Source organism: Alcaligenes nematophilus (assembly GCF_026344155.1).
Taxonomy (GTDB): Bacteria; Pseudomonadota; Gammaproteobacteria; order Burkholderiales; family Burkholderiaceae_B; genus Alcaligenes; species Alcaligenes phenolicus.
This window is the reverse complement of sequence record NZ_JAPKMZ010000002.1, coordinates 288824-302679: the sequence shown is the minus strand read 5'-3', so window position 1 is coordinate 302679 and position 13856 is coordinate 288824. Positions and strand designations below refer to the sequence as shown.

Sequence of the window (13856 nt, the reverse complement as noted above, 5' to 3'; positions counted from 1 at the left end):
GATGCTTTATGCCTGTAGTTGGGCCTGGCCGGTTTGCACCGGCCCCGGCACTTTACTTCTTGTCCTGTGGTTTCCAGACCTGACCAATGGAAATACCCTGCAGGCGACGACGGTTGCCATACCAGAGGTTGACCAGGGCACGAACCCCAACCACCGAAGAGAACATGGAGGTCAGAATACCGATCACGTGTACGACCGCAAAACCACGGATAGGACCGGAACCGAAGGCCAGCAAAGCGACACCCACAATCAGACTGGTCAGGTTGGAGTCGAAAATAGTGGCCCAGGCACGATCAAAACCCAGGTGAATGGCTTGTTGCGGCGAGGCACCATTGCGTAGCTCCTCGCGGATACGCTCGTTGATCAGCACGTTGGCGTCAATGGCCATACCCAGTGTCAGGGCGATGGCAGCAATACCCGGCAAGGTCAGGGTGGCTTGCAGCATGGACAAGACAGCCAGCAGCAAGAGCACGTTGAAGGTCAGGCCAATGGTGGAGAACAGACCAATCAGGTGGTAGTACAGCATGATGAAGATGGCGATCGCAATAAAGCCGTACAGCGTGGCGTTAAAGCCTTGGCGAATATTGTCGGCACCCAGGCTAGGGCCAATAGTGCGCTCTTCAATGATGCTCATGGGGGCGGCCAGCGAACCGGCACGCAGCAGCAGGGAAATATCGGCGGCTTCCTGAGCATTCATGCTGCCGCTGATCTGTACCTGGCCGTTAGGAATTTCGCTACGGATAACCGGAGCCGTCACCACTTCACCCACGCCATTTTCAAACAGCACAATGGCCATGCGCTTGTTGATGTTGTTGCGGGTAATGTCGCGGAAAATGCGCGAGCCCTTATTGTCCAGCGTCAGGTTGACGGTGGGTTGCTGGGTTTGCGAATCACGACCGGGCTGGGCGTCCTGCAGGTTTTCACCTGTCAGGATGACCTGGCGACGCAGCAGCAGGGGGGCACCACCACGCTCGGTGTAACGCTCCAGACCAAAGGGCACGGTGCCCGAGTTCAAGGCCGCAACGGCAGCAGGCGAGTCTTCCACCATGCGCAGTTCCAGTGTGGCCGTACGACCCAGAATTTCCTTGGCTTTGGCTACATCCTGCACACCGGGCAGTTGAACCACGATGCGATCGGACCCTTGCTGCTGAATTACAGGCTCGGCTACGCCCAGCTCATTGATTCGGTTATGCAAGGTGGTGATGTTTTGCTTGAGGGCGTTCGATTGCACCTGAATGGTGGCGGCTTCGGTCAAACGGGCTGTCAGACCGCTGTCACCGGCAGGGGTGAAAGCCAGATCAGGCATGGCGCGACGCATTTCTGATTGAGCGCGGTCGCGATCGTCTGCCGAGGCAAAGCTCATGCGCAGCGAGTGACCATCACGCTCGATGCCGCCAACAGGCACTTTGGCTTCGCGCAGCACGCTGCGGGCATCAGCCACCATGGAGTCGTAGCGGGCTTGAAGCGCGCCTTGCATATCCACTTGCAGCAGGAAGTGCACGCCACCGCGCAAGTCCAGGCCCAGGTGCATGGGGTGGGCACCCAGTGCGGTCAGCCAGGCAGGCGACGCAGACACCAGGTTCAGCGCGACGGTGTAGTCGGGGGCGGTAGCTGTGGAGTCCTTGTTCAGTTCGCGCTCGATCAGGTCTTTGGCCTTGAGCTGAACATCGGTGGACTCAAAACGGAAACGCGCAGTGGCGCTAGGTCCGTTTTGTTCAAAATACGAGCCCGTCGTAGGAATATTGTTTTTCTTGAGCAGCTCTTCAACGTGACTGATCAGGTTGGTTTCAAGCCGGACCGTGGATTTGGCGCTGGAAACCTGGACAGCAGGAGACTCACCAAACAGATTGGGCAAGGTATAGATCAGGCCGATCGCCAGCGCGACCAAGACGATGACATATTTCCAGAGAGGATAACGATTCATGGGATATCTACGACGGGTGCAGAAATGGCAACCCCGGACCGAGGTCCGGGGTCGGAGGCATTACAGCGACTTGATCGTGCCCTTGGGCAGAACAGTCGTAACGGCCACGCGTTGGACCAGAACTTCAACAGGCTTGTCGGTCAGGTTGGCCACTTCAACGGTCAGGTAGTTGTCGTGAACTTTGCTGACTTTGCCCAGCAGACCGCCGGAGGTGATTACTTCGTCGCCTTTGGCCAGGTTGGATACCAGGTTGCGGTGCTCTTTCTGACGCTTCATTTGAGGACGAATCATCAAGAAGTACAGCACAACGAACATCAAGATGATGGGCAGCATGCCCATCAAGGCATTTTCGCCGCCGGCAGCTGCCTGGGCGGGGATGAGAGTCAGAATGTCAACAGCGGACATGTGGGGCTCCTGAGGATTTTTTTGTGTGGGTTGTCAAAAACTAACGGTGTATTGTAGCGGCACTTTATTGCGGTATCACAAACAGCGTGTCATTCAATACCGCGCGCCCGATCCTGGTGGAACTGCTCCCGCCAGGCCGCGAAACGCTTTTGCTCGATAGCATCGCGCATCTCTTGCATGATCTGCAAATAGAAATGCAGATTGTGCAAGGTATTCAAACGCGAGCCGGTAATTTCATTGGAACGCTGCAAATGATGCAAGTAGCCACGCGAGAAATGCTTGCAGGTATGGCAGGTGCAGCTGGGATCCAGCGGGCGGGTATCGTCGCGGTAGCGAGCATTGCGTATCTTGATGTCGCCGTAACGGGTAAACAGCCAGCCATTGCGCGCATTGCGGGTGGGCATGACGCAGTCAAACATGTCCACGCCCTGGCTGACCCCTTCCACTAGATCTTCCGGTGTACCCACACCCATTAGATAGCGGGGGGCATGCGTGGGCAGTTTCGGGGTGGTGTGCGCCAGAATGCGCATCATGTCTTCTTTGGGCTCGCCTACGGACAGGCCGCCAATGGCATAGCCTTCAAAGCCGATGTCGGTCAGACCAGCCAGGGATTCGTCGCGCAGGTCCTCGTACATGCCGCCTTGCACAATGCCAAACAGGGCATTGGGGTTATTCAGACGCTTGAATTCCTCGCGTGAACGGCGGGCCCAGCGCAAGGACATGCGCATGGATTTAGCCGCTTCGATATGCGTGGCGGGACGGTCGTCAATCAAGTAGGGCGTGCATTCATCGAACACCATGGAAATATCGGAGTTCAGGGAGTACTGGATTTGCATCGACACTTCAGGCGTCAGAAACAGGCGCTCGCCAGTGATGGGGGAGGCAAACTTCACCCCTTCCTCGGTAATCTTGCGCATGCCTTTCAGGCTGAATACCTGAAAACCGCCCGAGTCCGTCAGGATGGGCTTGTCCCATTGCATGAAATTATGCAGGCCCTGGTACTTGTCCATGACATCCGTGCCCGGACGCAGCCACAGGTGAAAGGTGTTGCCCAATATGATCTGCGAGCCAATCTCGTTCAGCTCGTGCGGCATCATGGCCTTGACGCTGCCATAGGTGCCTACCGGCATGAAAATGGGGGTTTGCACCACACCGTGGTTCAGGGTGATCTGGCCACGGCGAGCGGCGCCATCGGTGCTTAAGAGGTCAAACTTCAGTCCACTCATGGGGTAGGAGGCTCAATGAACATAGCATCGCCGTAACTAAAGAAGCGATACCGGGATTGGACGGCGTGCTGGTAGGCACGTTGTATGGGTTCGATCCCCGCCAGGGCCGATACCAGCATCAGCAAGGTGGACTGGGGCAAATGAAAATTGGTGATCAGTGCATCCACCCACTGGTACTGGAAGCCGGGGGTAATGAACAGGCGCGTGTCGCCTTCAATGCTGCCATCGGCGCAGCGCTGGTTCATGCCGGGCTCTTTGCTGGCGGCAGACTCCAGCGAACGCACACTGGTGGTGCCCACGGCAATGACGCGGCCACCGGCAGCGCGGGTGGCTTCGATCTTGGCCAGGGTGGCGGCGGGCACATGGTAACGCTCGGCGTGCATGACGTGTTCGCTGATATTGTCCACACGCACAGGCTGAAAAGTGCCTGCACCCACGTGCAAGGTCACAAAGGCCTGGTCCACGCCTTGCTCGCGCAAGGTGTTCAGCATGTCGTCGGTAAAGTGCAGGCCAGCCGTCGGGGCGGCCACGGCACCGGGGTGACGGGCGTAAACAGTCTGGTAGCGCGAGTCGTCTTCCTCGTCCGCTGCGTGGGTAATGTAGGGTGGCAAAGGCGTGGCGCCGTATTGCTCCAGCATGTCCAGCACAGGCTCGTGAAAGCGCAGCGCAAACAGGGCGTCTTCCCGCCCGGTGCAATCGGCCAGTACCTTGCCGTCGGCCAGTTCCAGCAAAGTGCCAGGTTTGGGGGACTTGCTGGCGCGGATATGGGCCAGAGCCGTATCGGGGCCGGTTACGCGCTCGATCAGCACTTCCACCTTGCCGCCGCTGCTTTTCTGGCCATGCAGGCGGGCCTTGATGACGCGCGTATCGTTAAAGACCAGCAGGTCACCCTTGCGCAGCAGGCTGGGCAGGTCGGTGAACTGGCGGTCATGCAATTGGCTGGCACCGTCCAGATGCAGCAGACGGCTGCCCTGGCGCTGGGCCGGCGGGCTTTGAGCGATCAGATCAGGGGGAAGCTCGTAGTCGAACTGGGCGATAGTTAAAGAGGGGTCGATGCTCATGGTTTGTCGTAAAGGGCCACTGGCCAGAAGGCCGGGCCTGATGGGGTAACCGACTATTTTAACGCTTTGCCGCCAGATTGCTGAAACGGCCATATCCGTGGTGTTTTTCTTTCGGTATGCTTGGGTCTTTCCTGAATTGATCTGTTGGAGACGAGGGCATGGGCGTTTTAAAGGCAAAGCCTGTTTTGAGTCGTTGCAAGCACGTGGCTCTGGCCACCTTGCTCATGGTGCAAGGCGCATCACTAGCCCTGGCCCAGGCCTTGCCGCCCGAGCTGGCTTCGGTATGGAACGCCAGCCGCTTGCCGCAATCGTCTCTGTCCATCGTGGTAGACGAGGCGGACGGTCCGCGTCTGATCGGCGTCAATCCCCAGGAGCCCCGTAACCCCGCCTCGGTAATGAAACTGGTCAGTACCTGGGCCGGTTTGTCCGCTCTGGGGCCAGAATATACCTGGCGTACGACGTTAATGGCCCAGGATGGCCTGCAGGTGGACGAACAAGGCACTTTGAAAGGGCCTTTGTACATCAAGGCGGGGGGCGATCCGTTTTTGACCGTGCCGCAGTTATGGGACATGTTGCGCGAGCTCCGCTTGCGTGGGGTGAAGAATCTGACCGAAGTTATTGTGGATCGTTCCATCTTCGGCAACGTCACCATCAATCCGGGTGACTTCGATAATGCGGGTGACCGTCCCTATAACGCCAGCCCGGATGCCATGATGGTGGGGCTAGGCGCTTCCCGGCTGGTGTTCCAGCCAGATACACAGGCGCGCAAATGGATTGCGATTATTGACCCGCCTTTGCCCGGAGTGCGCGTACAGGGTGAAGTCGAGTGGTCGACGGCGACCTGCCCTGGTTCGCCTGTTGTTGGTACCCAGATTCAGCCTGAAGCCGGTGGCATGGTGGTCCGTGTCAGTGGCAAGGCCGCCGCTTCTTGCGGCGAGTTCAGCGTTTACCGCCTGGTTCATTCCCAAACCGAGTTTTTCGACAAGCTGTTCCGCAGCCTGTGGCGCGATCTGGGCGGCACCCTGGCCCGCGACATCAAAGCAGGCCGTGTGCCGGCTCGTGCGCAGGCGATTACCTGGCATGACTCGCAGTCCCTGTCTGACCTGATCCGTCTTATTAATAAGCAAAGCAACAATGTGATGGCCCGTACCATTTTGCTGACCGTGGGCGCAGAAATGAATGGCCCCGGTGCCACGGTGGCCACCGGCGAGCGCGCCGTCATGAACGTGCTCGGTCGCCAGGGGGTCAATACCGCAGGCTGGACCGTGGACAACGGCTCGGGCCTGTCACGCAATGCCCGCGTCACGGCGGGTGGCATGGCTGACATGCTGAAAGTCGCCTGGCGCTCGAACTGGATGCCCGAGTACATTTCGTCCTTTGCGATCTCCGGTGTGGACGGCACGGTGCGTTCGCGCTTGCGCGATGACGAGGTTCAGGGCCGTGCCCACTTGAAAACCGGCACGCTGCGCGATAGCCGTGCCTTGGCCGGTTACGTGCTGGGAGCCAGCGGAAAGCGGTATATTGTCGTCATGATGGTCAATGACGAACGTTCTGCCTCTGCCCGACCCTTTTTTGATGCGGTGGTGAAGTGGCTGGCAGTACGTTGACGATCACGATAGTGCGGGCTGCTGTGCTGCAGCCCTGTTTTTAGTTAGTCCCTAATTTGATGAAGCAATCATGCCCATACACGAAATACGCCACCCTTTGATCCGCCATAAGCTGGGCTTGATGCGCAAGGCAGATCTGAGCACGAAAAATTTCCGCGAAATGTCCCAGGAAATCGCCTCTTTGCTGACCTACGAGGCGTGCAAGGATCTGCCCCTGGAACCCACCACCATTGAGGGTTGGTGTGGCAATGTGGAAGTGGAAAAGCTGGCTGGCAAGAAAGTGACAGTTGTGCCCATCTTGCGCGCTGGTATTGGCATGCTGGACGGGGTGTTGAGCTTGATTCCTGGCGCCAAAGTCAGCGTGATCGGTATTGCTCGCAACGAAGAAACCTTTGAAGCCCAGACCTATCTGGAGCGTCTGGTCGGCGAGCTGGATCAGCGTTTGGCCCTGATTATCGACCCCATGCTGGCAACAGGTGGTTCCATGGTCGCCACGATTGATCTGCTGAAAAAAGCAGGCTGCAAGAATATTCGCGCTTTGGTGTTGGTGGCTGCTCCGGAAGGCATTGCCACTCTTGAAAAACATCACCCTGATGTCCATATCTATACCGCGTCCATTGATCAGCATCTAGACGAGCATGGTTATATCGTGCCGGGGCTGGGTGATGCGGGCGACCGTATTTTTGGTACTCGCCAGAAGGTTCAGGACGGCGAACTCTAAGTCCAGAACTTGTCGTGCTTTTTTACAATCCCTTGCCAGTACGCCAGAGGGGATAGGCATAATAAAGAGTCGAATCTAAGTTTCACTGAATCAGGATGTACATGAAACTGAATGCTTGGATGGCTGCACCGCTGTTGGTCATGTTGGGCCTGAGCTCGGCTCAGGCTGGTTTGTGTGACGTGCCTTTCATGCGTGACGGTGGGCAGATACAACTGACTGGCTCGGGCTTTCTGGCCTTGGGCGCTGATCTGGCTTTTTCTGACGTGAAAAAGCAGGGCGGTGATCAGTGCCAGGCGCGTGTACAGGGCAAGGCCAGTGTAGCTCTGGCCGGTTTGCCGGCCAGCAAGCCCAATATTGACTACGTGATGACGGTGCGCGATGGCCGCACCCGTTTCCAGCGCGATGATGGCCGTGGTGGTCTGGAAGCCGTTCAAGGTTCGTTTGACCTGCGCCTGCTGGGCCTGTTTTCCTACGAACACGGTGGGCTGCAGGAAGGGCAGACCTTCCCGCGCCAGGATTTCCAGATCAATCTGGACAAGCGCTCCCAGTCCAACGCCAATGTCTTGCGCATTCATACCGGTGCGAAGACGGTTGGAGCTCAACAATCGGTACAGACTGCATTGGGCAATTACCAATGTTGGCCTATTCGTTATCAACGCGAGATCGAGCCTACCCAGGCCAGTTTCAGTGGCATCAGTCTGCCCATACCGGGCATCAACTCCCAAGTTACGGATTGGTATTGCCCGGATGTGCAGATGGTGATGAAGCAAGAAAGTATTCAGAACGGTGTCCCGTCCACGGTGGATGTGACGCAACTGAAGTAAACCTGCGACTGACTGGTCTCAGGTACACCGAGTATCTTTATCCTGAAAACAGCGGGTTAAAGAATTTTGTGCGGCGCTGCTATGGCGCCATTCACTTGGCGATACGTATTTGTCGCGTGTCCCTTTCAACTGCAAGGAGTTATTTATGGCTACCAAGAAAAGTGTGGAAAACAGCGGAGACAAATTCATCGAAGAAGTGAAAGCGAGCTTGGATGAAGCTGAAAAACTGATGCGTGAGGCCGCTGAAGCCACGGGCGACAAGGCCGGTGAGCTGCGTGAGAAAGCGCTGCGCTCTCTGCGTGTGACCCGGGATTCCCTGCATGATGCTCAGGAAGCCGTGGTCGAGCACAGTGTGCGTGCCGCCAAGGCAACCGACAACTATGTCCACGACAAGCCCTGGCAAGCCATCGGCGTGGCCGGTATTGTGGGTCTGATGTTCGGTATGCTGATCAGCCGACGTTAATCTGTCTTTGCTCTGCGCTGCGAGCCCTTTGCTGGGCTGCAGCAGCATAAAAAGCAGCCCTGCCGATCTGGACTTTGCGGTCCAGATCGGCAGCCTCTTAGAAATCAGGCTCTTGTCATTGCATGCAATGGCAGGATGTCGCAGAGCAGGGATAAATCATGGCGCTTAGGCAAACTATCAGTCAGCTTGGTTCTACCTTGATAGGGGCTGTCAGTACCAGGCTGGAGCTGTTCGCTCTGGAAGCCGGTCAGCAAAAGGCAAGCCTGATCACCATCTTCAGCATGGTGTTTGGCGCACTGCTGTTCTCCACTCTGGCGGTGCTGGTTTTCAGCTTGTTGCTGGCGTTGTACTTCTGGCCTACGGATTATCGTTACTGGGCTTTGGGAGTGCTGGTCGTTCTGTATGCCGGTTTGGGAGTGGGTCTTTTCCTGGCCGTACGCCGTCGTCTGACCACAGGCCCGATTCCTTTTTCGGCCACCTTGTCCGAGTTGCGTCGCGATGTCGCATTTATTGAGCGCTTGAGGGATTCCGAGGGAGACGGCAAATGAGCACGAAGCAAGAGAGCATGTCCGCCCAGGAGCGGGCTGTGCGTATTGAACTGTTGCGAGTCCGCGCCTCGTTGGAGCGGCAGACCATGTCGTCCCAGATCCACTCCCTGGGCGAAGATTTAAGCCCCGGCAATTTGTGGAACAGCGTCAAGCCTTCGGGTTTGAGCATGGGCGGTGTGGTCACCAGCGCGCTGTCCTTGTCGCGCCGTTATCCGTTCCTGTTGTCCGGTGCTTCTGCCGTGCTGAGCAGTTTTGGCGGGCGCTGGATGCGTATCGGGGCTTTGGCTCTGGGAGCTTGGAAGCTGTTTGATTCTTCCAAGTCGGCACGCGAGAAAGCACGCAATGTACTGGTTCCGGTACGACGCAAAACCGATGTGGACGAGTAAGTCTGCTTGTCTGTTTGAAAACCGGCCCAGGCCGGTTTTTTTTTGCCTGCCAGAAGTTCCACGTTCTGCCCGACTGGTTTTTGAAGGCGGCAAGGCTTATGCTCCGATAATAAATAATTCCAGAACAAAGCTACCCACATCAGGAGACATAGCCCGTCATGCAGGTGCCATTACTGAATGCCTTAAGAACCTTTACGGTGTCGGCGCAAAGGTTGAACTTCACCAAGGCGGCAGAAGACCTGCTGGTCTCTCCCTCGGCAGTCAGCCACCAGATCAAGGTGCTGGAGGAGTATCTGGGCTGCAAGCTGTTTTTGCGTAAAAACCGTTCGCTGGAGCTGACGGATCAGGGCCAGTTTCTGTTTGACCGTTTGCAACGGCCTTTTTACGAGATCAATCAGGCCTTGAGTGAATTGCGCATGCCTCACGGCAAGAGCCGCATCAATCTGTCCTTGCGGCCCTTTGTGTCCAGCATGTGGTTTACCGGGCAACTGGGGGATTTCTGGCTGAAGCATCCGGATATTGAAATCAACTTGCTGCACAGGTTGCAGGCACCGGATTTTTTCAGGGACAACATCAATTTTGCAATTGTCTGGGGCAAGCAGGGCGACTGGCCGCAGTTGCAGACCTTGCGCATCATTCCCGGCAATTTGACGCCAGTGTGTGCACCGTCTTATTTGCAGGCGCATGGCCAGATCACCTCCCCGGCGGATCTGAACCAGCATGTGCTGATTCACGAAGAAAATCAGCTGTGCTGGGAGCAGTGGTTACGCAAGGCAGCAGGACAGGAGCTGACGGCCAAGAAGAGCTTTCACATTGATGACACCAATGTGCGCATGAATGCGGTCTTGAATGGCCAAGGGGTGATGCTGGGCTGTCCGGCCTTGTTACAGCCTTTGATCGACAAGAAGGAAATTGTCCAGCTGTTCGATGTTTGCCTGGAAGAGTACGCCTATTTTCTGGCCTACCCCAAGGAGGCGAACCTTAGCCGACAGGAGCAGGAGTTTGTGGATTGGGTCGCGTCGATTGCAATCCGCTAGGCGGTAGTTGCTTGATGGTTGCCATGTGTTGTGCTCGGTGACCGGGCTTTTTTCGCTCTTTGCTTACCGTGTCTCTGTCTCTGCGTCTTTAAAAAAACCTGCAAATATGCAGGTTTTTTTTATGTATCGGCCTTCCTGAACCAGGCTGGATACACATCGTACATCGTACATCGTACATCGCACATCGTTCATTGCTCATTTCTCATCGATCAGGGTGTGGAACCCCGACCTGACGTGCGTGGCTGGAGGTTTTATCAAGCTCCGCCTAGTTCTCACACCGCTCATCCCTGGTTCCAAATGGCTGACACGCAGCCCTCAATCGGGCTTTACGTCGCCGAGAACGGCCTCATTTTGCAGTGATTGCGATCCACCGCTTTCCCTTCGTCCGATTCAACAACAAAAAAAACTCATCGTTCCGTCAAATTTGCTCAATTTTCAAGCGTCGCTCCCTGTCGCATGATTGGCCTGACCTAATAAAAGCCATTCATGGTGCTCATGCAAACCAGAGGAGATATTGAGATGAATACCGCTCTACGTTCGCCCATTGCGATTGAAGAATTTGACCGCAGCTACTTTCAGCAGGAAACCGACGAGGTTTTCGCCTTGCCCCCCGAGTGCTTTACCTCGGAAGAGTTTTTCCAGTTTGAACTGAATGCCGTCTGGAAAAAGCAGTGGTTCTGTGTGGGCCGTGCAACTGACATCCCCAATGCCGGCGACTTCTTCACTTTCGACGTAGGCAATGATGCCTTGTTCGCCATTCGCACCCGCGAAGGCGGCATTAATGTGCTGTCCAATGTCTGTCGTCACCGCAATATGCTGTTGCTGGAAGGGGCAGGCAATGTACGCCGCATCAGCTGCCCCTTGCACGCCTGGGTCTACAACATGGAGGGCGAGCTGGTTTCCGCCCCAGGTCTGACCGATACCGGTGCCAGCTTTGACCCCAAGAGCGTCTGTTTGCCCAAGATCCGCGCCGAGGTTTGGGAAGGCTTTATCTTCATCAACTACGACGCTACGGCACCGGCCTTGCAAACCCGCCTGGGCAATCTGGGCAAGCAACTGGCGAACTATCGCATGTCCGAGCTGAAGTCCTCGGAACCCCTGAAGATGGAAGGTTTCGACTGGAACTGGAAGATCTTCAATGACGAGTGTTACCACTGCAGCTTCCTGCACGCCTCCTCCTGGGGCGGCATGTACGAAACCAATCCGGATCGTGTGGATGAAACCGCTGTCTTCAATGACGTGGCCAATGGCATTGTCTCCTACAACCTGATCTCCACCCACAAAGACGCAGCCCCCACGCATACCGGCTCCATCTTGCAGCCGCCCATGAAGGGCTTGACTGACCAGGAGCGAACTCAGCTTTCCTACGTGACGGTAGCGCCCAACCTCTTGCTGGTGGCCATGCCCGACAAGGTGAAGTACTTCATGTGGCTGCCCAAAAGCGCCAAGCAGTCCACCTATGGCGTGTCCTGGATGTACCCGCAGGAAACGTTGGAGCGCGAGGACCACAAAGAGAAGTTCGATCAGGAACACGATGATCTGTACCCCGTGATGATCGAGGACCTGTTTGCCTGGCGTCGTTCGCATCAAGGTATGCAATCCAACTTTGCCTCCCGTGGTCGTTTGACCAATGAAGAGCTGGTCATCAAGCGTTTGCAAAACTGGCTGATTGATCTGTACCGCGCCGAAGAGCGCCGTGTGGACGAGCAAAGCCGGGTATTGCCGATCCGAGCGATTGCCTAAGGGAGCAGGAGCAGCATCATGCAGCAAACTTTGCAAACACGCGTGTTGAAGAAAACCAGGCTGTCAGAGCGAGTCGTAGGCCTGACCTTGGGTTTGCCAGACGGGGACGCGTTCCCTGTCTGGGAGCCGGGTGCGCATATTGAGCTGGAGCTGGCGGTGTCAAAGACCGAGCCGCTTTACCGTCAATATTCCTTGTGTGGCCAGCAGGCCAATACCCGTGAATGGCAAATTGCCGTTCTGAAAGAAGAAGCCGGGCGGGGCGGCTCTGCGTATATCCATGAGGTGTTGCAGGAAGGTGATGCGCTGGCTGTCAGCGTGCCGAAAAATCACTTTCCCTTTGCTGCAAACAAGAAGTGCTTTTTTGTGGCCGGGGGCATAGGCATCACGCCTATCGTGCCCATGGTCCAGGCCGCTGCGGTAGCCGGCCTGGACTGGCATTTGCTGTATCTGGCAAGAAACGCAGCGGATTTTATTTTTCTGCAAGAGCTGCAACAAGTGGATGCTGCGCGTATCACCACGCATGCCTCCAATCAGGACGGGCTGTTTGATCTGCAAGGCGCATTGAAAACGCTGGATGCACAGACCGTCGTCTATTCCTGCGGTCCGCAGCCTTTGCTGGCCGCTTTGGAAAACTATCAACAGGAACAGGCCGATATTGGCTGGCAACTGGTGCTGGAACGCTTCTCGGTAGAGACCGATCCGGCCCTGCTGCAAGGCAAGGGCTTTACCGTGACTTTGCAAAAATCGGGCAAAAGCATCGCGGTAGCGGGGGATGAAACGATTCTGGCCGCCTTGAAACGGGAAGGCGTACGGGTCAAGTGCTCATGCCAGAACGGCACCTGCGGCACCTGCGAAACCGTGGTCATTTCCGGCTTGCCGGAGCATCGGGATTTTGTGCTGTCGCCAGAAGAACGGCAGCTGAATGAAACCATGATGATCTGCGTTTCGCGCGCCTTGTCGGCCGAACTGGTTTTGGATCTATAACAATAAACAGGAGAAACACCATGAAAAAAGTGGTGGTTACAGGCGGCTCGGGCCGTGTGGGCTCGTACGTGGTACAGCAATTGATGCAGACCATGGATGTGGTCGTGGCGGATCTGAAACCCAGCCAGCATCAGGTTTCTTTTATTCAAACGGATGTGATGGATCTGGAGGCCGTGCGTGCGGCCACCAAAGATGCCGATGCCGTGATTCACCTGGCGGCAATTGATTTTGACTGGAAGGCCGCCGAAGAGCAGTACATCAACGTCAATGTGCGCGGCACCTGGCATGTGCTGCAAGCCTGTCGCGAAAACGGTGTCAAGAAAGTGGTGCTGTGTTCCAGCATTTCGGCTTGCGGTCTGTCCGAGATGCGAGCTGATTGGAAACCCCAGTATCTGCCTGTGGACGAGGCCCATGAAAACAAGCCTTATCAGGCCTACAGCGTCAGCAAGATCGTCATGGAGCAGATGGCAAAAAGCTTTAGTGATGCCAGCGATATGGAAGTGATCTGCTTGCGTCCACTGGCCGTGGTGCTGCCGGAAACCATTGCCGAGTACATCCAGTTTGTCGACAGCCCGCAGCGTAACTGGCTGTTCTATTACATCTGGGCTGCAGATCTGGCGCGTGCTTTTGAGGCCGCCGTGAATCTGCAAGGTTTGCGCTACGGCGTGTTTTTCATTAGCGCAGACGATAGCTCCCACCCCTTGGCAACCACAGACTGGTATCAGCAGATTATTGGCCCTGTGCCTGAAATCAAGAACCCACGCTGGTATCAGAACAATCCTCGTGCCTCCATTTTCAGCAGCCATGCGGCCAAGGAAATTCTGGGCTGGCAACCAAGCACGGACTTCCAGCAACTGCGCCAGGAATACGCGGTGGAAAAAGACCTGGCGTGAAGCGCCCAGGCGCCCTTGACGAACAAATTGAACA

14 protein-coding genes are annotated in these 13856 nt (G+C 56.3%); 10 read left to right on the top strand and 4 right to left on the bottom strand.

The window, feature by feature from the left end; genetic code table 11:
• Positions 1–52 precede the first annotated feature (52 nt).
• From secD to queA, 4 genes are all read right to left on the bottom strand, one after another.
• On the bottom strand, positions 53–1924 hold the full coding sequence (gene secD, locus OSH04_RS06470) for a protein translocase subunit SecD (RefSeq protein WP_022983425.1): 1872 nt from the start codon (positions 1922–1924) through the stop codon (positions 53–55).
• 60 nt (positions 1925–1984) lie between these two features.
• A complete protein-coding gene (gene yajC / locus OSH04_RS06465; protein WP_003803689.1) occupies positions 1985–2329 on the bottom strand; it encodes a preprotein translocase subunit YajC in 345 nt (114 codons plus the stop codon).
• 89 nt (positions 2330–2418) lie between these two features.
• Positions 2419–3555: a tRNA guanosine(34) transglycosylase Tgt gene (tgt, locus tag OSH04_RS06460; protein WP_035271173.1), complete on the bottom strand. Its 1137-nt coding sequence runs from the start codon at positions 3553–3555 to the stop codon at positions 2419–2421.
• Complete coding sequence (queA, locus tag OSH04_RS06455; protein WP_060185585.1) at positions 3552–4616, bottom strand: tRNA preQ1(34) S-adenosylmethionine ribosyltransferase-isomerase QueA; 1065 nt, start codon at positions 4614–4616, stop codon at positions 3552–3554. Before queA ends, tgt begins: the two co-directional genes overlap by 4 nt.
• Before the next feature lie 158 nt (positions 4617–4774).
• On the opposite strand from queA, the gene dacB reads away from it, so the two are divergent.
• From dacB to OSH04_RS06405, 10 genes are all read left to right on the top strand, one after another.
• Entirely contained in the window at positions 4775–6223 is a 1449-nt protein-coding gene (gene dacB / locus OSH04_RS06450) for a D-alanyl-D-alanine carboxypeptidase/D-alanyl-D-alanine endopeptidase (RefSeq protein WP_052159346.1), read from the top strand.
• Between the two features lie 70 nt (positions 6224–6293).
• Entirely contained in the window at positions 6294–6944 is a 651-nt protein-coding gene (gene upp / locus OSH04_RS06445) for a uracil phosphoribosyltransferase (protein ID WP_009455167.1), read from the top strand.
• 101 nt (positions 6945–7045) lie between these two features.
• Complete coding sequence (locus OSH04_RS06440; protein WP_009455166.1) at positions 7046–7768, top strand: hypothetical protein; 723 nt, start codon at positions 7046–7048, stop codon at positions 7766–7768.
• A gap of 145 nt (positions 7769–7913) precedes the next feature.
• Positions 7914–8231 (top strand): DUF883 family protein, encoded by a 318-nt coding sequence (locus OSH04_RS06435; protein WP_009455165.1) that lies wholly within the window; start codon positions 7914–7916, stop codon positions 8229–8231.
• A gap of 158 nt (positions 8232–8389) precedes the next feature.
• Positions 8390–8779 carry a phage holin family protein gene (locus OSH04_RS06430; protein WP_009455164.1) on the top strand — a complete coding sequence of 130 codons (390 nt, stop codon included), beginning with the start codon at positions 8390–8392 and terminating at the stop codon, positions 8777–8779.
• The gene (locus OSH04_RS06425; RefSeq protein ID WP_035271170.1) at positions 8776–9165 is read left to right on the top strand and encodes a hypothetical protein; all 390 of its coding nucleotides are present in this window, start codon (positions 8776–8778) and stop codon (positions 9163–9165) included. The genes OSH04_RS06430 and OSH04_RS06425 overlap by 4 nt, the downstream gene beginning before the upstream one ends.
• 158 nt (positions 9166–9323) lie before the next feature.
• Positions 9324–10202, top strand: coding sequence for a LysR substrate-binding domain-containing protein (locus OSH04_RS06420; protein ID WP_125303742.1), 879 nt, complete (start codon positions 9324–9326; stop codon positions 10200–10202).
• Positions 10203–10721: 519 nt separating this feature from the next.
• Entirely contained in the window at positions 10722–11945 is a 1224-nt protein-coding gene (locus OSH04_RS06415; RefSeq protein ID WP_266108133.1) for an aromatic ring-hydroxylating oxygenase subunit alpha, read from the top strand.
• A gap of 18 nt (positions 11946–11963) precedes the next feature.
• Positions 11964–12929 carry a PDR/VanB family oxidoreductase gene (locus OSH04_RS06410; RefSeq protein ID WP_266108132.1) on the top strand — a complete coding sequence of 322 codons (966 nt, stop codon included), beginning with the start codon at positions 11964–11966 and terminating at the stop codon, positions 12927–12929.
• A 20-nt stretch (positions 12930–12949) separates the two neighbouring features.
• Positions 12950–13822, top strand: coding sequence for an NAD-dependent epimerase/dehydratase family protein (locus OSH04_RS06405; RefSeq protein WP_035271165.1), 873 nt, complete (start codon positions 12950–12952; stop codon positions 13820–13822).
• The last annotated feature ends 34 nt before the right edge of the window (positions 13823–13856 follow it).